This is a genomic window from Caballeronia sp. Sq4a (assembly GCF_023170545.1).
GTDB lineage: Bacteria > Pseudomonadota > Gammaproteobacteria > Burkholderiales > Burkholderiaceae > Caballeronia.
The window spans coordinates 1,398,740-1,421,703 of sequence record NZ_CP084250.1 but is presented as its reverse complement, the minus strand read 5'-3'; the positions used below and the strand labels follow the sequence as shown (position 1 = coordinate 1,421,703).

Sequence of the window (22,964 nt, the reverse complement as noted above, 5' to 3'; positions counted from 1 at the left end):
AAAAAGTCATGGATGTCATCGTCATCGGCGGAGGAATCGCCGGCATCGCCACCGCTTATCAGTTGCACGCGGCCGGGCATCGCGTCTGTGTGATCGAGCGCCACGCGACCGTCGCGCAAGGCGCGACGTACGGCCAGGGCGGCGCGCTTCTGCCCTCGCCGCTCGACGTCTGGTTCGGGCCGACATTCATGGCGTCGAGCCGCGCGAAGCAAAGCGGCATGATCGTGAAAACCGGCTTCGACGGCGCCGCGCGCGATTTTCTCAAGCGACTCGGCGAGCTGCGCGATCCGCAGGCGTTCGCGGCGCAGTACGCGCGCCTGCAGCCGCTCGTCGAACTGTCGCGGCGCGCGCTTGCCGATATCGAAACGCGCTTCGAGCTCGACTACGAGCAGCGCGTCGGCATGCTGCACGTCTTCCGGCACGCCCGCGAACTCGACGACGCCCAGCCGGCCATCGAACTTCTGAAGAGCTTCGGCGTGCCGCACCGGCCGCTCGCGCCGGACGAATGCGTGCGGGCGGAGCCCTCCGTGCCGGACGATCCCGCGTTCGCAGGCGGCGTTCTGCTCCCCGAAGAACGCACCGCCAACTGCCCGCTTTTCACGAAGCAACTGAAGCAATTGCTGGAAGAAGCCGGCGTCGAGTTCCGCATGAATTGCGAAGTGGCGTCGCTGCGGCTCGAAGACCGCCGCGCTGCGGTCGAACTCGCACGCTCGAAGGACGACAAGAAGCGCCACGCCGACGCCGAAGTCGTATCCGCCGATGCGGTCGTCGTCGCGGCAGGCGCGGATACGCCCGCGCTCGTCGGCGGCTTTCGCTCCACGCCTTCGCTGTATCCGCTGCGCGTGCATACGCTGACCGCGCCCGTCGCCTACGAGGAACGCGCGCCGCATATCACGGTGGTCGATTCGGTGAAGCGCATCAGCATGTCGCGGGTGCATCAGCGGCTGCGCGTCGGCGGCGCGGGCGTTTTCCAGAGTTTCGCGAAGGCTGACAAACCCGCGCGCGCCGGGCTCGCGCGCCGCGCCTTCGACGTGCTCGGCCAAGGCACGCACGACTGGATTCCGGGCGCCGCGCGGGTATCGGCTGCGCGTTCGTGGGATGGCTTGCGGCTGCTTTCGGCGGACGGGCTGCCGGTCGTCGGCGCGACGCGGCATCCGCGTCTTTTCGTCAACGCGGCGCACGGTCCGGCGGGCTGGGGCCTCGCGTGCGGGTCTGCTAAAGTGGTCGCGGATCTCGTCTCCGGTGTCGCGCCCGATCTTCCCGCCGAGACGCTCGCGGCCATCGGCGTCGAACGTTTTTGACACGCTTCTGATGCGCTTCTGATGCGCTTCGAGGCGCAAGTCGCCCGCCCGGCGCGGCGTGGCATGAAGGGTGCGAGCCGGAACGCTTCTGCCTTCTTTGCCGACCCTTCGTTCGCGCCATCATGACCGCATCCGCTTCGTACTTTACGCCCGACGACGACGCGCTCCCGCTCTTCACGCTCGCGGAGCTGCGCAGTCTCGAAGCGCGAGCCGCCGCCGCGCTGCCGCCGCACACGCTGATGGCCCGCGCGGGCGCTGCCGCCGCGCAGTATCTGCTCGATGCCCTCTCCCGCGATCCGGACGCCCGCGCGCTGCCCGTGTGGATCGCGGCCGGCCCCGGCAACAACGGCGGCGATGCGCTCGTGGTCGCCGAGCATCTGCACCGCGCGGGCGTGGCCGTCGAGGTTTGCATGCCGATAGCCGTCAAGCCCGATGACGCGCGCTGGGCGCTCGATGCCGCGCAGGCGGCCGGCGTGCCGATCAAGAGCGAACCGCCCGCCTCCTTCGACGGTTTCGGCTGGCTCGTCGACGGCATGTTCGGCATCGGACTCACGCGCCCGCTCGACGGCGTTTTCGCGACGCTGGCCGCGCGCATGTCGCGTCGCGCGCAGCAATCCGGCCGCGTGCTCGCGCTCGATGTGCCGAGCGGCCTCGACAGCGATACCGGCGCGCCCGTCGGCGGCGGCGAGGCGCTGCGCGCGAACACCACGGTCACCTTCATCGGCGCGAAGCCGGGTCTCATCACCGCGCTCGGCCGCGATCTATGCGGCACGCTGCACGTCGCGACGCTGGACGTGGAGCCGCCCGCCGCGCCCGCGATCATGCTCAACGCGACAGCGCTTTTCCGGGCGAGCCTGCCGCCGCGCGACTTCGCGACCAACAAGGGCACGTTCGGCACGCTGGCCGTCGTGGGCGGCGACACGGGCATGTGCGGCGCGCCGATCCTCGCGGCGCGCATGGCGCTCTACGCGGGCGCGGGTAAGGTCCACGTCGCGTTTCTGGGCGAAGGCGGCCCGCCCTACGACCCGCCGCATCCCGAGCTGATGCTGCATCACGTCGACGGCTTCGCGCTCGACAAGACGGATGCGCTGTCCATCGGCTGCGGCATGGGGAAGACGGATCGCGCCAAGCGCGTGCTCGCCGATGTGCTCAAGCTCGACATGCCCAAGCTCCTCGATGCCGACGCGCTCAATCTCGTCGCGACGGACGACGCGCTCGCGGGCGAAGTCGCGGCACGCGGCCGCGCGGGCGATCCGTGCGTGCTGACGCCTCATCCGCTGGAGGCCGCGCGGCTTCTGCAATCCGACGCGAAAGCCGTGCAGGCGGATCGCATTGCCGCGGCGCGCCAGCTTTCGGCGCGCTACGCGGCTGTCGTCGTGCTGAAAGGATCGGGTACGGTGATCGCGTCGCCGGATGGCCGCGTCGCCGTGAATCCGACCGGCAACGCGGGACTCGCCACAGGCGGCACCGGCGACGTGCTCGGCGGACTGATCGGCGCATTGCTCGCGCAAAAGCTGCCGCAGTACGAAGCGGCGCTCGCGGGCGTCTATCTGCACGGACTGGCCGCGCAGTCGCTGACCGGTCGCGGCATCGGACCGGCCGGGCTCACGGCGGGCGAACTCGCGCCCGAGGTGCGCGGTCTCATCAACCGCCTGTTTTATCCGCCGAACGGCTAACGCGGCGGCGCGTGTGACGGCTTGCAAGCATCCATTCACGCATCGTCGCTATACTCCCTTTGATTCGTTGCTTCGATTCGGGCATCCGCGGCGGCACGCACCGCGTTCACGAACCTTCGATGGTCGCAGTACGCAGCCTCGGCAAACCGCATCCGCACGGACGTTTCCCACTGTCACTCTGGACTATCAGACCGCTATGACGCTCAAATCGCACCCTGCCTGGTCGGCGCTCCAATCGCACTACGATGCCATCTCCGGCGAGCGCCTGCGCGACTGGTTCGCGCCGCAAAACGACACGGCGCCGACGCGCGCCGAGCGCCTGACGTTCGAAGGCGGCGGCCTCACGATCGATTTCTCGAAGAACCGCATCACCGACGCCACGCTCGAACTGCTCGTCCAGCTCGCCGAAGAAGCCGGCGTCACGAAGCGTCGCGACGCGATGTTCGCCGGCGAAACCGTCAACGTCACCGAAGGCCGCGCCGCGCTGCACACGGCCCTGCGCGCGCAGTCGCCCGATGCGCCCTTCCACGAACAGGTGCAGAAAGAAAAGGCGAAGATGGCCGCGTTCGCCGACAAGGTCCGCGACGGTTCGTGGACCGGCTACACCGGCAAGCGCATTCGCCATGTGGTGAACATCGGCATCGGCGGCTCGGATCTCGGGCCGAAGATGGTCGTGCACGCGCTGCATCATCTCGCGTCGAAGGAACTGGATACGCACTTCGTCTCCAACGTCGACGGCGCCGATCTCTATAGCGTGCTGCAACAGATCGACGCGGAAGAGACGCTCGCCATCGTCGTCTCGAAGACCTTCACCACGCTCGAAACCATGACCAACGCGCACTCCATGCGCGACTGGTTCCTGAAACAGGGCTGTCCGGAAGACCAGTTGTCGAAGCACTTCGTCGGCGTGTCGGCGAATACGGCCGAGGTCGTGAAGTTCGGCATCGCGAAGGAGAACGTCTTCGAGATGTGGGACTGGGTCGGCGGGCGCTATTCGCTGTGGTCGGCGGTCGGGCTGTCGATCATGCTGTCGGTCGGGCCGCAGAACTTCGAGGCGCTGCTGCAAGGCGCCGACGCGATGGATCAGCACTTCCGCACCGCGCCGCTCGCGCAGAATCTGCCGGTGCTGATGGGCATGATCGGCATCTGGTATCGCAACTTCTTCGGCTCGCAAAGCGATCTCGTCGCGCCGTATTCACAGGCGCTGCACTATCTGCCGTCGTATCTTCAGCAACTGGAGATGGAGAGCAACGGCAAGTCCGCGACGCTCGACGGCGGCATGGTCGACTACCCGACCGCCGCGGTGATCTGGGGCGAGCCCGGCACGAACGGCCAGCACGCGTTCTTCCAGATGCTGCATCAAGGGCCGACCATCATCCCGATCGACTTCATCGCGCTGCTGACGCCGGAACATCCGCTCGTCGATCATCACGCGAAGCTGCTCGCGAACTGCTTCGCGCAGAGCGAGGCGCTGATGCTCGGCCGCACGCTCGAAGAAGCGAAGAAGGTGGCGGGTCCGGGCAAGGAAGAACTGGCGACGCACCTGAGCTTCCCGGGCAACCGGCCGACGACGACCATCCTGCTCGACGCGCTCACGCCGCAGTCGCTCGGCGCGCTGATCGCGCTTTACGAGCACAAGGTGCTGGTGCAGGGAACGGTGTGGGACATCAATTCGTTCGACCAGTGGGGCGTCGAGCTGGGCAAGATTCTCGGCAAGGTCGTCGAGGCGGATATCACGGCAGCGAGCGTGGACCCGGCCAAGCACGATTCGTCGACGTCCGCCTTGATCGAGCGCGCGCGCAAGGCGCTCAAGCGCTGACGCGCTGCCCGCCGTTTCCTTCAGTGCCGACGCCCGCATCTTCGCCGATGCGGGCGTTTTCACGTCTAGACCGCGAGACCGTTGACGAGCCGCCCCGCTTCGATCGTCACGGTCGCGTCGCAGCGTTGCGCGAGTTCGGTGTCGTGCGTGACGAGCACGAGCGTCGCGCCGTTGCGCGCGTTCATCTCGAACATCAGGTCGATGATCGCGTAGCCGGTCGCGGCATCGAGACTGCCGGTCGGTTCATCGGCGAAAAGAATGGCGGGATGCGTGACGAAGGCGCGCGCGAGCGCGACGCGCTGTTGTTCACCGCCCGAAAGCAGCTTTGGGTAATGCCCGGTCCGTTGTGAGAGACCGACCTGATCGAGCAGCGAGCGCGCGCGCTGCGCGATTTGTTCATGCGGCATCTCGGCGCGCAATTCGAGCGGCAGCATGACGTTCTCGAGCGCGGTCAGGTGCGGCATCAACTGGAACGACTGGAACACGAAACCGACCGCGCCGCTTCTGAGCGCGGCGCGCTCGTCTTCGTTCAGTGCCGACAGGTCCTTGCCGAGCAGGCGAACCGAGCCGTCGCTCGCGCTGTCCAATCCCGCGAGCAAGCCGAGCAACGTCGACTTGCCCGATCCCGATGCGCCGACGATCGCCACGCTGCTACCCTTCGCGATGGACAAGTCGATGTTGTCCAGAATCGTCAGCTCGCCCGTGGCGTCCTTCACCCGTTTGCTCAATCCCCGAACTTCGATGACCGGCTCGATATTGTTTTGCATGGACACCTTGAATAAGAACTGGAGCGCGCGCGGCTTCGTGAAGGCTGCGATCGCGAGCATCATGTTGTCGGCGGCCGCTTTCTCGCATGCTCAAGCTGCCGATGCGCAGACGAAGCCCGCCATCGTCGTGCTGGGCGACAGTCTTTCGGCGGAATACGGCCTGCCGCGCGATACCGGCTGGGTCGCGCTGCTGCGCGAGCGGCTGGCGAAAGAGCGTCTCGATTATAGCGTCGCCAATTCGAGCATCAGCGGCGACACGACGAGCGGCGGGCGCGCCCGGCTCACTGCCGTGCTCGCGCGGATCAAGCCGTCGGTCGTCATCGTCGAACTCGGCGCCAACGATGCGCTGCGCGGCGTGCCGCTCGCGACCACGGAGGCGAACCTTCGCGGCATCGTCGACGCGTCGCAGGCGGCGCACGCGAAAGTGCTGCTCGTCGGCATGTACGTGCCGCCCAACTACGGCCCGGACTATTCGCAAAAGTTCCACGCTGTGTATGAGCGCATCGCGAAGGACAAGCACGTCGCGCTCGTGCCGTTCCTGCTCGCCGGCATCGAAGACAAGCCCTCGATGTTCCAGTCCGACCAGATTCATCCGACGGCTCAGGCGCAACCCTTGCTATTGAACAACGTCTGGCCGACGTTGAAACCCTTGCTAGGCGCAAGCGCTTCGCAATAGCGGGACGCAAGCGCCGTAGCGGCGGGAATAACGCGGAACGCGGCCAGGATTCAGTCATCAGACTCTCGCGTCACTCTTATAACCCGCTCGACATCGAGCGACTCTACAAGGAGGTCACGTGAAACATATCCCCTTGCTCGCATTGACCGTTGCGATCTCTGCCTGTGCTGCGCAGCCGCCTGCCGGCGTGCAGCAAGTCGGCACGAGCCAGAAGGCGCCGAAGGTGGTCGCGCAATGCATCTCCCAGCAGTGGGCGACGAAGTCGCAGCAGCAGGTGATTTCGCAAGACACGCTCGCGAACGATCAGGCCGTCGACGTGTTCGTTCCGGGCCAGCAGCCGCCTAACGGCGCGGCGGCCGTGGTGCGTCCGTCGTGGTCCGGCTCGGGTACGTGGGTCGGCTTCCGCGCCTCGGGCGCAGCGGGCAGCGACGCGACCGGCGACATTCAAGGCTGCCTGTAAGTCCGCGTTCGCTCTGTGATGTGCCGAGACATCGCAGGCGGCTGATTCGCGGATGACGGCCAAGACAAAGCCCCCGCTCCTTTCGGACGCGGGGGCTTTTTCGTGAGCGACGCTTGAGATGCTTACTCGTTCGCGGACGGCGCCGGCGCCGCGCTGAGCTTGACCTTCGAGCGCGCCTTCAGCGAGTCGATATAGGCTTCCATTTCGGCCTGCCCATACACCTGCGCAATCTGCTGCTGCGCGCCCGCGAGGCGGTCCGCTGCGACCGGGGCAGCCTTCTCGATCCCGTTCACGCGATAAATGGCGTAGCCGTCCGCGCCCAGATCGACGCCCACATACGCCGGCAGTTTCGATGCGTCTGCCTTGAAGATCGCGGCGAGCGCGGCAGGCGGCAAGCCTTGCGCGTCGTTGCGCGAGACCGTGACGGCCGACGTGAAGCCGTCCGCCGACTTCGACTTCTGCAATTCCGCGAGCTTCGCCTCGCCTTCCTTGTGCGCGAGCGCCGCAGCCTGTTCCGCGACGACCTTCGTGCGCACGGCGTCCTTGACGGCGTCGAACGCCGGCACCGTAGGCGCCTTGTAGTCGGTCACGCGAGCCGCGATCAGCGTGTTGTTGCCGACGTCGATCGCCTGCGTGTTGTAGTGCTGCTTCACCGAATCCGGCGCGAACACGGCCGCGAGGAACTTCGCGTTATTGAGCGGATTGTCCGGCGGCAATTGGGGATTCGGCTTCGGTCCCACCGTGGCGGTCTGGATCGTCAGCTTGTACTTGTCGGCGGCGGGCTGAAGCGACTTCTCTTTCTCGTAGACGAGGTCAGTGAAGCCCTGCGCACTGTCCGCGAAGCCCTTCGAGCCCTGCTGCGCGGCGTAGTCCTTCGCGACGGCGTCCTTCACTTCGTCGAACGGCTTCGTCACGGCGGGCTTCACGTCCGTCGCCTGAATGATGTGATAGCCGAAGTCCGATTCGACGATGTTGCTGACCTCGCCCTTCTTCAGGCTGAACGCGGCGTCGTCGAATGCCTTGCCGCCTGCGATCTGGCCGGGTGCGAAGTAACCGAGATCGCCGCCCTTTTCGGCGGAGCCCTGGTCATCCGAATTCTTCTTGGCGATATCCGCGAACTGGTCCGGATGCGCCTTCACTTGCGCGAGCAGCGCTTCGGCCTTCTGCTTCGCCTTGGCCTTGTCGGCGGCGCTGGCGTCCTTCGGCGCGTTGATCAGAATGTGGCTCGCGCGCACTTCGCCCTGCGTGCGGTAACGCTGGATGTTGTCGTCGTAGAACTTCTTGAGGTCGGCGTCGCTCGGCTTCGATGCCGCCGCGAGCGTGGCCGGCGACAGCACGAGATACTGGATCGTCGCGGTCTCGGGCGTCGCGAATGCGTTGCGATGCGCGTCGTAGTAAGCGTGCAGTTGGGCGTCGGTCGGCTGGACCTTCGCGGTGTAGTCCGCGCTGCGCAGCGACAGGCCCTGCACCGATCGGCGCTGCTCGGCCAGTTCCGTCAGGTTCTGCGCAAGCGACTTCGACGTGAACGCGCTCTGCTGAATGCTCGACGGAATCTGATCGTTTGCAATCGTGTAGCGCATGCGTTCGTCGTATTGCGCGGGCGTCATGCCCTGCATCGCGAGAAGCTGCTTGTAACGGTCGAGGTCGATGGTGCCGTCCGGCTTGCGCAACGACGCAATGCCCGGATCGGACAGCAGCGCGCGACGCACGGCGTCGTCCGAAGCCGTGAGATGCAGGCGCTGGGTTTCGTCGGCCATGACGCGTTGCTGCACGAGGCTGTTCACCATCGCGCTGCGCGTTTCGGGCGAGTCGAACATTTTGGGATCGAACTGCGCGCCGAGCATGGCGCGGGCGCGGTCGACCTGCTGCCGGAAGGCGCTTTCATATTCGGCGCGCGTGATCTTGTGACCGTTCACGCTGGCGACGTAGGCGCTTTCGTCGAAGAAGTTGCTGAAGCCCTGAATCCCGACGATACCCAGTCCGGGCACGATGATGAGAATCAGCAGGGCCATCATCAGGCGCTGGTGGTTGCGGAAGAAGTCGAGCATGCGTTGCGCTGCGAGGTTAGACAAAACGCTCGATATTACAACAGCGGGAGGCGAAAAGGCGAAAGCCGGCGGCGTTTTGCGCTTTTTGATGCGGCGATCTTTCCTGCGATCGACGCGCGATGTCTCAACTTCGCCCGAATCGTTGCGCGAACTGCAACTCGAGAATCATTAGGATACTTAACCAAAGGCGTCGAAAATAAAAAATCCCGCAAGCCGTGAAGCTTGCGGGATTTCCAGTCGTTCTTGGCGGAGCGGACGGGACTCGAACCCGCGACCCCCGGCGTGACAGGCCGGTATTCTAACCGACTGAACTACCGCTCCTGGGTGCTGCTACTGCATCAATGTACTGCCTGCCGCTGGAAGTGGTGGGTGCTGAGAGGCTCGAACTCCCGACCTACGCCTTGTAAGGGCGCCGCTCTACCAACTGAGCTAAGCACCCGGATTTCTGTTCGCCTGGAACAGAAGAACCGGTGAATTGCACCGTTCCCAGCGAGTCAGCTAGTTTAGCGCATCCTTCAGGGCTTTGCCAGCGCGGAACTTGGGAATTTTTGCCGCTTCGATGGTGATCGCCGCGCCGGTGCGCGGATCGCGGCCGGTGCGGGCGACGCGCTCGCCTACCGCGAAGGTGCCGAATCCAACGAGCGTCACCGAATCGCCCTTTTCCAGCGTCGCGCGCACGCCGTCGATGACCGCTTCGAGCGCCCGCCCGGCCGTTGCCTTGGATATATCGGCTTGCTGCGCGATATGGTCGATCAGTTCCGTCTTGTTCATTGTTTCCCCAAATCTGAAATGGCACGTTGTAATCGATTTTTCGGCCCGCCGTCGTTCGCGAACCGCATCCGCCTGAGCCGATGCGCGGCCATTAGACGCAGCCGAAACTGCCGTGTCAACGAGGGTTGCGCCCGATTGGAACGCGTGCTCGGGCGAATTGGAAGCGGCAGACGAAAAAAAACCCGCGGACGAAGCCGCGGGTTTTGTTTGATGCCTTGAAACGCTCAGTGCTTCACGACGTCGCCCGTAGCGGGTTGGTCCTTCTGCGCTTCCGCTGCCACCGGGGTCGCTTTCGCTTCCTCTTCCGGCAGCGGTTCGGGCAGACGTTCCAGCGCCAGTTCCAGCACGCGGTCGATCCAGCGAACCGGCACGATCTCGATGGCGTTCTTCACGTTGTCGGGGATGTCGGCCAGATCCTTCGTGTTCTCTTCCGGGATCAGCACGAGCTTGATGCCGCCGCGATGCGCCGCCAGCAGCTTCTCCTTCAACCCGCCGATCGGCAGCACTTCGCCGCGCAGCGTGATTTCGCCGGTCATCGCCACGTCCGCGCGCACCGGAATGCCGGTCAGCACGGACACCAACGCCGTCGTCATCGCGATACCGGCGGACGGACCGTCCTTCGGCGTCGCGCCTTCGGGCACGTGGATGTGGATGTCCTTCTTCTCGAAGGACTCATCCGTGATGCCGAGACGCCGCGAGCGCGAGCGCACGACCGAGCGCGCCGCCTCGACGGATTCCTTCATCACGTCGCCGAGCGAACCGGTGCGGATCACGCCGCCCTTGCCCGGCATGACCGCCGCTTCGATCGTGAGCAGATCGCCGCCCACTTCCGTCCACGCGAGACCCGTCACCTGACCGATCTGGTTTTCCTTCGCGGCCAGACCGAAGTCGTACTTGCGCACGCCGAGGAACGTGTCGAGGTTCGAACCGTCCACCTTCACCGCGCCTTCCGCCTTCTTCAGGAGCAGCATCTTCACGACCTTGCGGCAGATCTTCGACACTTCGCGCTCGAGCGAACGCACGCCCGCTTCACGCGTGTAGTAGCGAATGATGTCGCGGATGGCTTGTTCCGCCACCTCGATCTCGCCTTCCTTCAGGCCGTTGTTGCGCTTTTGCTTCGGCAGCAGGTAACGCTGCGCGATGCTGACCTTCTCGTCCTCGGTGTAACCCGAGAGGCGAATCACTTCCATCCGGTCGAGCAGCGGCGGCGGAATGTTCAGCGAGTTCGACGTCGCGACGAACATCACGTCCGACAGGTCGAAGTCCACTTCGATGTAGTGGTCCGCGAACGTATGGTTCTGTTCCGGATCCAGCACTTCGAGCAGCGCGGAAGCCGGATCGCCGCGGAAATCCATGCCCATCTTGTCGACTTCGTCGAGCAGGAAAAGCGGATTGCGCACGCCGACCTTCGCCAGGCTTTGCAAGATCTTGCCCGGCATCGAGCCGATGTACGTGCGACGGTGCCCGCGAATCTCGGACTCGTCATGCACGCCGCCGAGCGCCATGCGCACGAACTTGCGATTCGTCGCGCGGGCGATGGACTGCCCGAGCGAGGTCTTGCCGACGCCCGGAGGCCCGACGAGGCACAGGATCGGCGCTTTCACCTTCTCGACGCGTTGCTGAACCGCGAGATATTCGAGAATGCGTTCCTTGACCTTTTCGAGGCCGAAGTGGTCTTCGTCGAGCACGCGTTCCGCGTTCGAGAGGTCGTTGTTGACCTTGCTCTTCTTGCGCCACGGCAAGCCGATCAGCGTGTCGATGTAATTGCGCACGACGGTCGCTTCAGCGGACATCGGCGACATCAGCTTCAGCTTCTTGAGCTCGGCGTCGGCCTTCTTCTTGGCTTCCTTCGGCATGCGCGCGGCGGCGATGCGCTTCTCGAGTTCTTCGAGATCCGCGCCTTCTTCGCCTTCGCCCAGTTCCTTCTGGATGGCCTTGACCTGTTCGTTCAGGTAGTACTCGCGCTGGCTCTTCTCCATTTGACGCTTCACGCGCCCACGGATGCGCTTCTCGACCTGCAGAATGTCGATTTCCGCTTCGAGCTGCGCGAGCAGGTGCTCCAGCCGTTCGATGACCGGGAACATCTCGAGGATGTGCTGCTTCTGGTCGAGCTTGAGCGGCAGATGCGCGGCGATGGTGTCAGCGAGACGACCCGCCTCGTCGATACCCGACAGCGAGGTCAGGATCTCCGGCGGAATCTTCTTGTTGAGCTTCACGTACTGATCGAACTGCGAGACGATCGCGCGGCGCAGGGCTTCGGTCTCGGCGCTGTCGGCGTGGTCCGGTTCGAGCGGCATCACGTCGCAGGAGAACTGGGTTTCCTGCTCTTCGATCGAGAGCGTCTTTGCGCGCTGCAAGCCTTCGACGAGCACTTTCACCGTGCCGTCCGGCAGCTTCAGCATTTGCAGAATGTTGGCGACACATCCCACTTCGTACATGTCTTTTTCGGTCGGCTCATCTTTCGCCGCCGTTTTCTGGGCGACGAGCATGATGTGCTTGCCGCCTTCCATCGCGGCTTCGAGTGCCTTGATCGACTTGGGCCGCCCAACGAAGAGCGGAATCACCATGTGCGGGAACACGACTACGTCGCGCAGCGGGAGCAGCGGCAACGTGATGCGTTCCTGCGGGAGGAGTTGGGTTCCTGACATTTCATTTCCCCATTAATGGAATCGGTTCGTTCGTAAGTAAGGCCGTTAAGAGCTATTGCAAGCCTTTATCGGAAGGGAAAAGTCGGTAGTCCAAGTTCGTCAGTAACGTCCACAAGATAAACCGAAAAATAAAAACAAAGGCCGTTCACGTCGCCATGAACGGCCTCTCGCCGACACACAGCCCGATTTAGTTCGACCCTGCTACTTTCGGTGCGTCTTCATAGATGAGCAACGGTTTGCCGTCGCCGTCGATGGTGTTGTCATCGACGATCACCTTCGACACGCCCTTCATCGTCGGCAGTTCGTACATCACGTCGAGCAACGCCTGTTCCAGAATCGAGCGCAGCCCGCGCGCGCCGGTCTTGCGGCGAATCGCCTTTTGCGCGATAGCCTGCAGCGCGGCCGGACGAATCTCCAGTTCCACGCGTTCCATGGCGAAGAGCTTGTGATACTGCTTCACCAGCGCGTTCTTCGGCTCGATCAGAATCTTCACGAGCGCGGCTTCGTCCAGCTTGCCGAGCGTCGCCACGACGGGCAGACGGCCGATCAGTTCAGGAATCAGGCCGAACTTGATCAGATCTTCCGGCTCGACTTCGCGCAGCACTTCGCCGGCGTCGCGATCCTGCTTGCTCTTCACGCTCGCGCCAAAACCGATACCGGTTTTTTCCGTGCGGTCCGTGATGACCTTCTCCAGACCGTCGAACGCGCCGCCGCAGATGAACAGGATGTTCGTCGTATCGACCTGGATGAAGTCCTGGTTCGGGTGCTTGCGCCCGCCCTGCGGCGGCACCGATGCCATGGTGCCTTCCACGAGCTTCAGCAGCGCCTGCTGCACGCCCTCGCCCGACACGTCGCGCGTGATGGACGGGTTGTCCGACTTGCGGCTGATCTTGTCGATTTCATCGATATAGACGATGCCGCGCTGCGCCTTGTCGACTTCGTAGTTGCAGTTCTGCAGCAGCTTCTGAATGATGTTCTCAACGTCTTCGCCGACGTACCCCGCTTCGGTGAGCGTGGTGGCGTCCGCGATCACGAACGGCACGTTCAGCATGCGTGCGAGCGTCTGCGCGAGCAGCGTCTTGCCGGAGCCGGTCGGCCCGATCAGCAGGATGTTGCTCTTCGACAGCTCGATGTCGTCCTTCTTGTCGAGATGCTTGAGCCGCTTGTAATGGTTGTACACGGCCACCGCGAGAATCTTCTTCGCGCGTTCCTGGCCGATCACGTACTGATTCAGGATGTCGCTGATTTCCTGCGGGCTCGGCAGGTCGGACTTGGTCAGCCCGGCCTCTTCCGCCGCGCCGGCCGCTTCATCGCGAATGATCTCGTTGCACAGGTCGATACATTCATCGCAGATGAACACCGACGGGCCGGCAATGAGCTTCTTCACCTCATGCTGGCTCTTTCCGCAGAACGAGCAGTACAGCAGCTTTTCGCTGCTGGAACCTTTTTTGTCCGCCATAAATGTGTAAGCCTCCGGACACTCTTGTTACATGATACGCCCTTCGATCCGGCCACGCAGATTCGACTCCGCGCGCCTGCCACGAAGGGCGTTTTGGCGTTGCGCCGCATGCGCCATCCGCATTGCCCGGCCCTGTTTACAGGGCCGGCGCGGCGCCGCTCCGGACGCCTTCAGGGACGCTTGTGCAGCACCTGGTCGACGATGCCGTAGGCTTGCGCGTCGTCGCCGGACATGAAGTTGTCGCGATCCGTGTCGCGCGCGATGCGCTCGACCGGTTGACCCGTGTGATGCGACAGCAACTGGTTCAGACGCTCCTTCAGGTACAGGATTTCCCGCGCCTGAATTTCGATGTCCGACGCCTGGCCGCGTGCGCCGCCGAGCGGCTGGTGAATCATCACGCGTGCGTTGGGCAGCGCGACACGCTTGCCCTTCGCGCCCGACGCCAGCAGGAAAGCGCCCATGCTGGCAGCAAGCCCCATGCACAGCGTGGAGACGTCCGGCTTCACGAACTGCATGGTGTCGTAGATCGCCATGCCGGCCGACACCGACCCGCCCGGGCTGTTGATGTACAGGCTGATGTCCTTGTCGGGATTCTCGCTTTCCAGGAACAGCAACTGGGCGACGACGAGATTCGCCGACTGGTCGTTGACCTCGCCGACGAGGAACACCACGCGCTCCTTCAGGAGCCGGGAATAGATGTCGTAGGCACGTTCGCCACGGCCGCTCGTTTCCACGACCATCGGGACGAGGCCGAGCGCCTGGGCTTCGAAGTCCCGCGGAGCGTGGGACGCCAACGTATCGAGCAATTCAGCGCGAAAGGTCATGCAATTTCCTTGTTCGGAATAGGGATACTGATCGACGAAGGAACATCCAAAAGAACGGCACGTGCATGCACAACTTTAATGCAAAAAAGGCGTGCGGGCCGCCCTCCGACGACCCCGCACGCCCCTTGGCTTTCCGCGTCAGGCTTGCGCCGTTGCGCTGGCCAGTTCCTCGAAGCTGACTTCCTTGTCGGTCACCTTGGCCTTGCCGAGCACGAATTCGACGACGTTGCTTTCCACGACGTACGCTTCCATTTCGGCGAGGCGCTGCTGGTTCGAATAATACCAGCGGACGACTTCCTTCGGGTCTTCGTAGCTTTTCGCGAATTCGTCCACTTCAGCGCGGATCTGTTCGGGCTTCGCCTGCAGGTCGTTCGCCTTCACCAGCTCGGCCAGCACGAGGCCCAGCTTGACGCGGCGCTCGGCCTGCTCCGCGAACATTTCCGCCGGAATCGGCGCGTCCGCTGCGTTCGGCACGCCGCGCTGCTGCAGGTCCTGACGGGCCATTTCCACCAGGCGCTGCTGGTCCTGCTCGATCAGCGCCTTCGGCACGTCCAGCTCCGAAATCTTCAGGAGCGCGTCCATGACCTGGTTCTTCACGATCTGCTGCGTGCGGCGCTTGGCTTCGCGTTCCAGGTTGTCCTTGATCTCGGCGCGCATCTTCGTGAGATCGCCGTCTTCGATGCCCAGCGACTTCGCGAATTCCGCGTCCACTGCGGGCATATGGGGCCATTCGACCTTTTTCACAGTGATCGTGAATTGCGCCGTCTTGCCCGCCACTTCCTTGCCGTGGTAGTCCTCGGGGAACTTCAGGTCGAATTCGCGCGTTTCGCCGACCTTCAGGCCGGTCGCCGCCTGCTCGAACTCCGGCAGCATGCGGCCTTCGCCGAGCACGAACGCGAAGTCCTGTGCGCTGCCGCCTTCGAATTCCACGCCGTCCAGCTTGCCGACGAAGTCGAGCGTCACGCGATCGCCGTTCTGCGCCGCCGTGTCCGCGCCACCGTCGCCGTGCTCGCCGCCTTCGCCGCGCGGGTGGAAATGCACGCGCTGCTTGCGCAGGATTTCCAGCGTGCGGTCGACTTCGGCTTCCGAAATGGTGGTGACGGTGCGCTCGATTTCAGCGGTGGCGACATCGCCCAGCTTCACTTCCGGATAGACCTCGAAGGTCGCGTCGAACGCGTACGCGTCGGCGGCCGGCTCGGCCTTCGGCGCGAAGCTCGGCTGGCCCGCGACGCGCAGGTTTTCCGCGCGCGTGACATCGAAGAACTCCTTGCCGACCTTGTCGCTCAGCACTTCGGCCTCGACCTGGCCGCCGTACTGCTGCGTCACCATCTTGAGCGGCACCTTGCCCGGGCGGAAGCCCGGCATGCGCACGTTCTTGGCCAACTGACGGATGCGCGAATCCACTTCCTTCTGCACCGAGTCTTTCGGCAGGGAAATGGTCAGGCGGCGTTCGAGCTTGCCGAGGTTTTCAACTACGTTAGCCATGGCTTCAATCGTCCTAGAGTAATTCGGTGTTCGTTCGGTGGTCGGTTCTTCCGCGGTTCTAAAGGCGCGGGTCCGGTGAGCTTGCCGGCGCTCGCCACTTCGACGCCCGATTCGCGAAAGCGCATGGATTGCGCATTTCGAAGACGCCCGGACCGTCGCCGAGCGAGTCAGCCAACAGAGCCCAGCATTTTAGCAAACAAATCAGGCTGCCCTGCTTGCGCGAACGTGAATGAAGCGCTTCTCGGGCGTTTTTGGCGGATTTAGGGCGCGGATACGGCGTAAATCCCCGTTTTCCGGACGGGCGCGGCCGCGCACAATTCCCGCTATCGCAGCCGCGCTATTTTGCCGGACACCGCGCGCTGCTAAGCTTGCCGCGCGTCGTTGACCCAATCTGCGCGCAGTTGTCCGACGCCGCGCCTCAAACAGAACATTCGAGACACCATGCCTACTACGTCCGCCACGCCCGCTCCCGTTGTCGTCATCGCGCCCGATTCGTTCAAGGGATCGCTCTCTGCGGAAGGCGTCGCGAACGCGATCGCGGAAGGCATCAGGCGAGCGCGGCCCGACGCGGAAATCCGCATTCGCCCGATGGCCGATGGCGGCGAAGGCACCCTCGACGCGATGCTCGCGGCCGGTGGCGAGCGCCGCATGCTCAATGTGCGCGGCGCGGCGGCGGCACGCCGCGAAGCTGCGACGGGCCTGCTCGCCGATGGCAGCGCGATGATCGAGACGGCGGAGGTCGTCGGCATCACGGACCCGGACGGCATGGCCGTGCCCGTCACCGAACGCAGCACGCTCGGCATGGGCGAGGCGATCCGCGCGCTCTTCGACTCCGGCGCGCGCCGGTTCTTCGTCGCGCTCGGCGGCAGCAGCACGAACGACGGCGGCGCGGGGCTGCTCGTTGGCCTCGGCGTGAAGCTCTTCGATGCCGACGGCAACGAACTCGCGCCGGTGCCGTCGTCGCTCAGCAAGATCGCGCGGGTCGACGCATCGGGGCTCGATCCGCGCGTGAAGGAAGCGGAGTTCGTCGGCATGTCGGATGTCGATAATCCGCTCACCGGCGAGCACGGTGCGACCGCCGTCTTCGGGCCACAAAAAGGCGTGACACGCGAGCAGATCGCCACCATCGACGCCGCCCTCGCCCATTTCGCTGACCGGCTCGAGCCGGCGATGGGTCTCGTGAAACGAAACGAGCCGGGCGCCGGCGCGGCGGGCGGTCTCGGCTTCGCGCTGCACATGCTGGGGGCGCGCTTCGAAACGGGCGCGGAAGTCGTCGCGCGCGAGATCGGTCTGGACGCGGCGCTGGAAGGCGCGAACTGGCTCATCACAGGCGAAGGCCGCTCCGACGTGCAGACGCTGCATGGCAAAGCGCCCTTCATCGCGTGCAAGCATGCGCGGGCGTCGGGCGTGCCGGCGTCGCTGCTCTCCGGCGCGATCGATCCGGCCGCGCTGCCGCGCCTGTCGGAATTTTTCAGCGGATGCTTCTCGCCCGCGCCCGGCCCGATCACGCTGGATGTCGCGATTCGCGACGCCGCGCGTCTGCTCGCCAACGAAGCGGAGCAACTGACGCGCTTGAAGTTCGGCGTCGCATAAGAGAAGGCCGCCGTCAGGTTTGCGCTGACCCCGCCCCGACTCTCGTTCGATGTCGCCATTCGCGACGCCGGGCGTCTGCTTGCCGACGAAGCGGAGCAACTGACGCGCTTGAGATTCGCGTCGCATGAGAAAGACGCGGCGCTACATTTGCGCCTGTCACCGCGCCCCGATTCTCGCCCACGCCCCGCCCGATCACGCTGGACGTCGCGATTCGCGACGCCGCGCGTCTGCTCGCCAACGAAGCGGAGCAACTGACGAGCTTGAGGTTCGGCGTCGCGCAATAGCGTCAGCCTTGCGCTCGTGCCCGCGCGCCGAACGCGAGGCGGTCGAGACACCAGACGGCCAGCATCGTCAGCCCCATCAACGGGAAAACCGCGCCGACGAGCGCGAGGCCGGCGCGCCACGCGCGCATCGGCGGGCGTTTCGCGGGCCGCGACGGCGCGCCGAGCGTGCGCGACGGGCGGCGCTTGAACCACATCACGAAGCCGGTCACGGACAGGGCGGCAAGCCCGAGCGAGATCGCCGCACACACGATCTGATTCCCGACGCCGAAATAGCGCCCCATGTGCAAGGACGTGCCATACGAGATGAAGCGCGCGACCGTGCCATAGGTGCCGTACGAAATGTCGGACAGCACGCGGCCGCTGTATTGGTCGATGTGCAGCGTGTGTTCCGAGCGCGGATCGGCGGGGAAATACGACACTGTGTAGACGCCCGTTGGCGACGTGGGTAGCGCGATCCCGTAGTCGCTCGTCACGCCCTGTTTCGCGGCGAGCGCGATCACATCGTCGAGAGAGAGGCTCGCCGCCGCCGACGCCTTCGCGGTCTGCGGCACGTCCGTCGCGCCGACGGCCCACGGCGTCTGATGCAGCGGGAGATCGTCCATTTTCATCGGCATGGCGTGCATCGCGTGATCGGCCGGCACGCTCGAATGGACGTGCGCCTCGCCCCACGCCCCTTTCGGATAGCCGAGCGATGCGGACGTCGCCAGCGCCTTGAACTGCTTGCCCCACGATCCGGACCACGGCAGTCCGCTCAACACGAAGAAAAGCGCGCCGATAGCGAGCCACACGCCGCCCACCGCGTGCAGATCGCGCCACCACGCGCGGCCTTCGAGCGTAAGACGCGGCAGCCACACGCCGCCCGCGCGACGGCCCGCGCCGCCCCACGGCCACCACAGCGCGACGCCCGTGCCGATCATCACGAGCGTCCAGCATCCCGCGAGTTCCATCGCGAGTTCGCCGGTCTTGCCGAGCATGAGCCCGCGATGCAGATTGCGAATCTGCTTCATCAGCCGATGCTCGACGGATAGCGTGCCGAGCACCGCGCCGTCGTACGGATTCACGTACACGCTCTCGCTCTCGCCCGAAGGCAGGCGGAACACGAATTCGGCGCTGCGCGTGCGACGCGTGTCGATCTGGGCGAGCGTCGGCACGGCGCCGCGCGGCTCGTGGGCGACGGCTCTGGCGAGCAGCGCATCGGTGGAAAGACGCGGGCCGTGCGTATCGGCGACAACCATGCGGTCGCGGTACAGCATCGGCTCGATCTGAGGCTGAAAGCAATACAGCGTGCCCGTGATGGCGAGCACGACGAGAAGCGGCATCACGAAGAGGCCGGCATAGAAGTGCCAGCGCCACAGCGTGCGGCGCTCGGCGACGGCGTCGCCCTGCGTCGAAGCGGGCGTGAAGGAAGGTGCGTGCATGACGTGTCCTTTGGAATCCAACGAATGCGAATGAATGGAGATCAGATGCCGATGCGTCCTTCGACATAGAACGTGCGTCCCGCATACGGGTGGAAGACGTAGTAGCGGCGGTCGAACAGGTTGTCGACGCCGATGCCCAGTTCCGTGCGCTTGGTCGGCTTGTAGGAGAACTTGGCATCGACGACGGCGTAGGTGCTCGTGCCGCCATACGTGTCCGGATTGACGTCCGTGTTGGTGAGTGTGTTGTACTGGCGTCCCGAATAACGCACCGCGAGCGTCGCCGCGGTTTTCGCGTTCGCGCGATACGTCGCCACCGCGTTCGCCCGCCACAGCGGAATGCGATAGAAGTACTTGCCCACGGACGCCGGATTGCCACTGTTCGCGAGAATCTTCGACTGCGTGTACGCGACGTTGGCCGCGAGATCGAGTCCGCGCAACAACACGTCCTGACTTTCGTAGCTCGCCTCGGCGCCGCGCGAGCGCACCTTGTCGATGTTCTGGAAGTTGGTGACGTTCGGAATGACGGTCGTGTTCGTCTGACTCAGGATGGTGTTCTTTACGTCGTCCTGAAAGAGCGTGAAGCGGTATAGGCCGTTGCCGTGCGCCCATTCCGCGATCAGTTCTTTCGAAAGATCGTCTTCGGGCTGGAGGTTCGGATTGCTGTTGACGATCGACACGCCGTTGATTTGCCCTTGGAACAGCTCGCCGACAGTCGGAAACCGATACGCCCGCCCGATGGATGCGCGCAACGTCAGATCGTTGGTGGCGTCGAACGAAAGCGACGCCTTGGGCGACCAGTGGCTCTGGCTCGCATCGCCGTAATCGAGCGATGTCGCGCCGACGGCCCGCGTGCCGTCATAAGCGTTCCAGTTCTCGTAACGCAGACCGTAAGTGAACGCCCAGCGCGGCAGGAAGCGAAACGCGTCCTGCGCATAGACCGCTTGCGTGCGCGTGCGCCCGCCGAACGCGTTAGCGAACGAGATGCCCGCGCCATCGCGCCATGCGGCCGTGTTCGAACTCACGTTGTCGAGAAAGTAATTGTCGTAGTGGTAGCCGAAAGACAGCGCATGCGCGGCCAGTCCCGAGCGCACGGTCGGCGTCCAGCTCGTGCGCAAGTCCAGCGATTTCCATCCCGATCCGGAGCCGTCCGTGAGCGTGCCGGGGCCGTCGCCGGGCACGCCGGAATTCGCCGTGCGCGCGATGCTCTGCGTGATGTCGAAGTACGACGCGATTGCTTCCGCGTTCCAGCCGGTGTCGTGGTGCGTGCGCAGCGTGAGGCCGTAGAGAAAGTTTTCGCTCGATCCCATGCTCGGCGCGAACGTCGCGGCGGGAATGATGTATTCGAACCCGCCGATGTTCACGCGTCCGCTATACACCGGGTTGCCGGCCGCGTCGCGCAGAAAGGTCGTCGTATCGCTGTTGTATTTCTGATGCCAGTAACCGAGCGTGAAGCCGGCTTGCAGCGTGTTCGTGATGTCGTAGGCGAGCTTCACGCGCAACTGGTCCTGAAACGTGCGCTCGATGCCTTCCGACGACGTGCCGAGCACCGCCGTGCGCGCGCCGTTCTGATCGGTGTAGAACGTCGCGCCGGTCACGGGCCGGTCGGCGGCGGTGGCGGGCGTCTTCGACTGCGCGAGCGTCGCGAACTGCAGCGGCTGCCCGGTGTTTTCCAGATGATTGACGCCGATCAGAAACGACAGCTTGCCGATGCGGTCGCCGACGGTCGCGGTCGTGTTCGTGCCGTTGAAGCTGCGGTTGATGCCGAAGAGGTCGAAGTGCTGCGTGAAGGCCTGCACTTTCGCGTCGGCTTCGAACTGCGTCGGCATGCGCGTCGTGATGGCGACGGTCGCGCCGATCGAGTTGCCCGGATAGAGCGCCGAGTAAGGACCGTACATGACGTCCGTGCGCGCGATGTCGTCGGCGAAGACCATCGACCAGCGCGGCGCGAAGGTGAACGTGTTACCGAGGAAATTGCTGAGCAGAAGGCCGTCGGCATACACGAGACCGCGCGCCGTTTGCGCGTTGCTCGTGCCGCGCACGGCGATGGGCGCGTTCACGTCGCCGATGAAGCGCTTGCGCACGGCCATGTTCGGCGCGTACTTGAGCACGTCTTCGGGTGTGACGACGTTCCAGTACTGCGACTCGTCCGCCGTGACGGTCGCGACGCTCGCGGGCAGGTTCGGATCGAGCGGCGATTTCAGGGACGCTGACTGCGCGCTCACCATTACCGGCGCGAGCGTGGTCTCGGTATCGGAAGCGGCTGCTGCTGCCGGCGTGGCCGGCCATGCGGCATGAGCGAAGAGGGACAGCGGCAATGCGGCGTGCAAGGACGCGACGGCGCGACGGCGCGCGTGTCGGCGCGCTCGCGCGAGGAGCGTGAACATGGTGAATTGAATTCCTGAATGAACTGACGAGCGAGCGCGCGCGTCGCCGGGCGCTCAGGCGCCTGACGAACAACGAAGCGATCGGACGGAGAACGGCTTCAGGAAAGGACGGGCGGCGCGCGCGCAGACGCGGCGTTGAACGACTTCGAGCGGGCGGCGTCGACCGCCGCGATGGGCACCGCGCGCGTGACGCGCTCGACAGGCGTGACCCCAAGCGCCGCCGCCGACGCGACCGGCAGATGATGCGCGAGCAGCCCGCAATACGCGCAGGCGTCGAAGTGGCTTGCGGCGTCATGATGGCCCGCGTGCTCGTCGGCGTCCGCATGCGCGGCATGGTGATCAGCGTGCTCGCCGCCTTGCGCGAAGAAGCTCGCTAAAGTACTGACGGTACAGAGCGGCGCCTCGGGATCGAGTGCCGCGTTGCGCGCGGCGATGCTCTGGCTGATGACCGGCGCGACAATGGCGAGCCACACGGCGGCGATGCCGAGCCATGCGACGAAGCGATTGCGCGCGTTGCGGGTCATTAGAGAGCGAAACGGAAGGATTGAGCGAGATTCTAGGCAGACGCCTGCCTCGCCGCAATGCTTGCGCCCATATCGCCACCATCGCGCGCTGCATGGCGCTGCGACCCATGCAGTCGTCACGCAAATTCCCAGACATCGCCTGACGAATGCGTTAGAATGCCCGGCTTGGCACAGTGGACCGGTGCCGGACACGGGGTGTGTCAAGCGCGGCAGGATTGAATCCGCTGCCTCGCAAAGCCCCCGTGCTGCGAGGATGGCGAAATTGGTAGACGCACCAGGTTTAGGTCCTGACGCCCGCAAGGGTGTGGGGGTTCGAGTCCCCCTCCTCGCACCACTCCCTTCACCGCTCGTTCAGAGCGGCTACAGCGCGATGTCGCTCAGCTCGACCATCATCACTTCGCCCTTCTCTTGCGATCGTCCCGCGAAGTCCACGCCCGTCTGATTCATCAGCTTCCTGATTTCTTCCGGCACGCGCTCGCTGGCACGCGCGGCGGCAATCGGCCGGTCCAGGTTCGATAGAAACTGGCGCACGCTCGACGGCGGCAAGTACACGAACACGTTGAGCGGATACGACGCTTTCGCGTCCGCCCGACGCGCCGCCGTGATGTGCAGTCCGGGCGTCGGCGAGACGCTCATCTGACGCGGGCATACGCGAAAATCGAACCCGAGGCCCGTTGCCAAGCTCCTCACGATGAGCGGCAGGCACTTGTCGCCGAACTGTTTGGTTTCCGTTTTGCTGAGCGGCATGGCGGCTGTCTCCGTTGGTCTCGCGCTTGTGCGTGTTTCGCGCAGTGTTGCGCGGGCCGTTCGCCGCGTCGGTGGGTCGG

17 protein-coding genes and 3 tRNA genes are annotated in these 22,964 nt (G+C 64.8%); 7 read left to right on the top strand and 13 right to left on the bottom strand.

Annotated features, from left to right (window positions below; translation table 11 throughout):
• Nucleotides 1–8 precede the first annotated feature (8 nt).
• The 3 genes from LDZ24_RS06735 to pgi all read left to right on the top strand — a co-directional run bounded on the left by LDZ24_RS06735 (nt 9) and on the right by pgi (nt 4,796).
• Nucleotides 9–1,301: an FAD-dependent oxidoreductase gene (locus tag LDZ24_RS06735; RefSeq protein ID WP_248322206.1), complete on the top strand. Its 1,293-nt coding sequence runs from the start codon at nt 9–11 to the stop codon at nt 1,299–1,301.
• Between the two features lie 122 nt (nt 1,302–1,423).
• On the top strand, nt 1,424–2,977 hold the full coding sequence (locus LDZ24_RS06730) for an NAD(P)H-hydrate dehydratase (RefSeq protein WP_248322205.1): 1,554 nt from the start codon (nt 1,424–1,426) through the stop codon (nt 2,975–2,977).
• 196 nt (nt 2,978–3,173) lie between these two features.
• Entirely contained in the window at nt 3,174–4,796 is a 1,623-nt protein-coding gene (gene pgi / locus LDZ24_RS06725) for a glucose-6-phosphate isomerase (RefSeq protein ID WP_248322204.1), read from the top strand.
• Between the two features lie 65 nt (nt 4,797–4,861).
• On the opposite strand, the gene LDZ24_RS06720 is transcribed toward pgi, so the two are convergent.
• Nucleotides 4,862–5,563: an ABC transporter ATP-binding protein gene (locus LDZ24_RS06720; RefSeq protein WP_248322203.1), complete on the bottom strand. Its 702-nt coding sequence runs from the start codon at nt 5,561–5,563 to the stop codon at nt 4,862–4,864.
• On the opposite strand from LDZ24_RS06720, the gene LDZ24_RS06715 reads away from it, so the two are divergent.
• Together LDZ24_RS06715 and LDZ24_RS06710 are read left to right on the top strand one after the other, a co-directional pair.
• Nucleotides 5,562–6,239: an arylesterase gene (locus LDZ24_RS06715; protein WP_371747398.1), complete on the top strand. Its 678-nt coding sequence runs from the start codon at nt 5,562–5,564 to the stop codon at nt 6,237–6,239. The two genes, LDZ24_RS06720 and LDZ24_RS06715, sit on opposite strands and share 2 nt — an antisense overlap.
• 118 nt (nt 6,240–6,357) lie before the next feature.
• A complete protein-coding gene (locus LDZ24_RS06710; protein ID WP_175940281.1) occupies nt 6,358–6,699 on the top strand; it encodes a hypothetical protein in 342 nt (113 codons plus the stop codon).
• A gap of 122 nt (nt 6,700–6,821) precedes the next feature.
• On the opposite strand, the gene LDZ24_RS06705 is transcribed toward LDZ24_RS06710, so the two are convergent.
• The 8 genes from LDZ24_RS06705 to tig all read right to left on the bottom strand — a co-directional run bounded on the left by LDZ24_RS06705 (nt 6,822) and on the right by tig (nt 15,934).
• Entirely contained in the window at nt 6,822–8,747 is a 1,926-nt protein-coding gene (locus LDZ24_RS06705; protein ID WP_248322291.1) for a SurA N-terminal domain-containing protein, read from the bottom strand.
• A gap of 244 nt (nt 8,748–8,991) precedes the next feature.
• Nucleotides 8,992–9,068: transfer RNA gene (locus LDZ24_RS06700), tRNA-Asp, on the bottom strand.
• 42 nt (nt 9,069–9,110) lie between these two features.
• Nucleotides 9,111–9,186, bottom strand: a tRNA-Val gene (locus LDZ24_RS06695).
• Nucleotides 9,187–9,245: 59 nt separating this feature from the next.
• Nucleotides 9,246–9,551, bottom strand: coding sequence for an HU family DNA-binding protein (locus tag LDZ24_RS06690; RefSeq protein ID WP_256465392.1), 306 nt, complete (start codon nt 9,549–9,551; stop codon nt 9,246–9,248).
• 191 nt (nt 9,552–9,742) lie between these two features.
• Nucleotides 9,743–12,166 (bottom strand): endopeptidase La, encoded by a 2,424-nt coding sequence (lon, locus tag LDZ24_RS06685; protein WP_175940279.1) that lies wholly within the window; start codon nt 12,164–12,166, stop codon nt 9,743–9,745.
• Nucleotides 12,167–12,353: 187 nt separating this feature from the next.
• On the bottom strand, nt 12,354–13,625 hold the full coding sequence (gene clpX, locus LDZ24_RS06680) for an ATP-dependent Clp protease ATP-binding subunit ClpX (RefSeq protein WP_106855990.1): 1,272 nt from the start codon (nt 13,623–13,625) through the stop codon (nt 12,354–12,356).
• Between the two features lie 170 nt (nt 13,626–13,795).
• Nucleotides 13,796–14,449, bottom strand: coding sequence for an ATP-dependent Clp endopeptidase proteolytic subunit ClpP (clpP, locus tag LDZ24_RS06675; RefSeq protein ID WP_014191278.1), 654 nt, complete (start codon nt 14,447–14,449; stop codon nt 13,796–13,798).
• Nucleotides 14,450–14,587: 138 nt separating this feature from the next.
• Nucleotides 14,588–15,934 carry a trigger factor gene (tig, locus tag LDZ24_RS06670; protein WP_248322202.1) on the bottom strand — a complete coding sequence of 449 codons (1,347 nt, stop codon included), beginning with the start codon at nt 15,932–15,934 and terminating at the stop codon, nt 14,588–14,590.
• Nucleotides 15,935–16,375: 441 nt separating this feature from the next.
• On the opposite strand from tig, the gene LDZ24_RS06665 reads away from it, so the two are divergent.
• On the top strand, nt 16,376–17,527 hold the full coding sequence (locus LDZ24_RS06665) for a glycerate kinase (RefSeq protein ID WP_248322201.1): 1,152 nt from the start codon (nt 16,376–16,378) through the stop codon (nt 17,525–17,527).
• Between the two features lie 286 nt (nt 17,528–17,813).
• Here the strand turns inward: LDZ24_RS06665 and LDZ24_RS06660 are convergent, their stop codons facing one another.
• From LDZ24_RS06660 to LDZ24_RS06650, 3 genes are all read right to left on the bottom strand, one after another.
• Nucleotides 17,814–19,229: a PepSY domain-containing protein gene (locus LDZ24_RS06660; RefSeq protein ID WP_248322200.1), complete on the bottom strand. Its 1,416-nt coding sequence runs from the start codon at nt 19,227–19,229 to the stop codon at nt 17,814–17,816.
• A 41-nt stretch (nt 19,230–19,270) separates the two neighbouring features.
• Nucleotides 19,271–21,613: a TonB-dependent receptor gene (locus LDZ24_RS06655; protein ID WP_248322199.1), complete on the bottom strand. Its 2,343-nt coding sequence runs from the start codon at nt 21,611–21,613 to the stop codon at nt 19,271–19,273.
• 98 nt (nt 21,614–21,711) lie between these two features.
• Nucleotides 21,712–22,137 (bottom strand): DUF2946 domain-containing protein, encoded by a 426-nt coding sequence (locus LDZ24_RS06650; RefSeq protein WP_248322198.1) that lies wholly within the window; start codon nt 22,135–22,137, stop codon nt 21,712–21,714.
• A gap of 247 nt (nt 22,138–22,384) precedes the next feature.
• Between LDZ24_RS06650 and LDZ24_RS06645 the strand changes: the two genes are divergently transcribed.
• A tRNA-Leu gene (locus LDZ24_RS06645) sits at nt 22,385–22,471 on the top strand.
• Nucleotides 22,472–22,497: 26 nt separating this feature from the next.
• On the opposite strand, the gene LDZ24_RS06640 is transcribed toward LDZ24_RS06645, so the two are convergent.
• Nucleotides 22,498–22,884 carry a hypothetical protein gene (locus tag LDZ24_RS06640; protein ID WP_248322197.1) on the bottom strand — a complete coding sequence of 129 codons (387 nt, stop codon included), beginning with the start codon at nt 22,882–22,884 and terminating at the stop codon, nt 22,498–22,500.
• Nucleotides 22,885–22,964: the final 80 nt, after the last annotated feature.

Coding starts and splice junctions, on each gene's coding strand:
- LDZ24_RS06735 (WP_248322206.1), top strand. CDS start 9: ATGGATGTCATCGTCATCGGCGGAGGAATCGCCGGCATCGCCACCGCT.
- LDZ24_RS06730 (WP_248322205.1), top strand. CDS start 1,424: ATGACCGCATCCGCTTCGTACTTTACGCCCGACGACGACGCGCTCCCG.
- pgi (WP_248322204.1), top strand. CDS start 3,174: ATGACGCTCAAATCGCACCCTGCCTGGTCGGCGCTCCAATCGCACTAC.
- LDZ24_RS06715 (WP_371747398.1), top strand. CDS start 5,562: ATGGACACCTTGAATAAGAACTGGAGCGCGCGCGGCTTCGTGAAGGCT.
- LDZ24_RS06720 (WP_248322203.1), bottom strand. CDS start 5,563: ATGCAAAACAATATCGAGCCGGTCATCGAAGTTCGGGGATTGAGCAAA.
- LDZ24_RS06705 (WP_248322291.1), bottom strand. CDS start 8,747: ATGCTCGACTTCTTCCGCAACCACCAGCGCCTGATGATGGCCCTGCTG.
- lon (WP_175940279.1), bottom strand. CDS start 12,166: ATGTCAGGAACCCAACTCCTCCCGCAGGAACGCATCACGTTGCCGCTG.
- clpX (WP_106855990.1), bottom strand. CDS start 13,625: ATGGCGGACAAAAAAGGTTCCAGCAGCGAAAAGCTGCTGTACTGCTCG.
- clpP (WP_014191278.1), bottom strand. CDS start 14,449: ATGACCTTTCGCGCTGAATTGCTCGATACGTTGGCGTCCCACGCTCCG.
- tig (WP_248322202.1), bottom strand. CDS start 15,934: ATGGCTAACGTAGTTGAAAACCTCGGCAAGCTCGAACGCCGCCTGACC.
- LDZ24_RS06665 (WP_248322201.1), top strand. CDS start 16,376: ATGCCTACTACGTCCGCCACGCCCGCTCCCGTTGTCGTCATCGCGCCC.
- LDZ24_RS06660 (WP_248322200.1), bottom strand. CDS start 19,229: ATGCACGCACCTTCCTTCACGCCCGCTTCGACGCAGGGCGACGCCGTC.
- LDZ24_RS06655 (WP_248322199.1), bottom strand. CDS start 21,613: ATGTTCACGCTCCTCGCGCGAGCGCGCCGACACGCGCGCCGTCGCGCC.
- LDZ24_RS06650 (WP_248322198.1), bottom strand. CDS start 22,137: ATGACCCGCAACGCGCGCAATCGCTTCGTCGCATGGCTCGGCATCGCC.
- LDZ24_RS06640 (WP_248322197.1), bottom strand. CDS start 22,884: ATGCCGCTCAGCAAAACGGAAACCAAACAGTTCGGCGACAAGTGCCTG.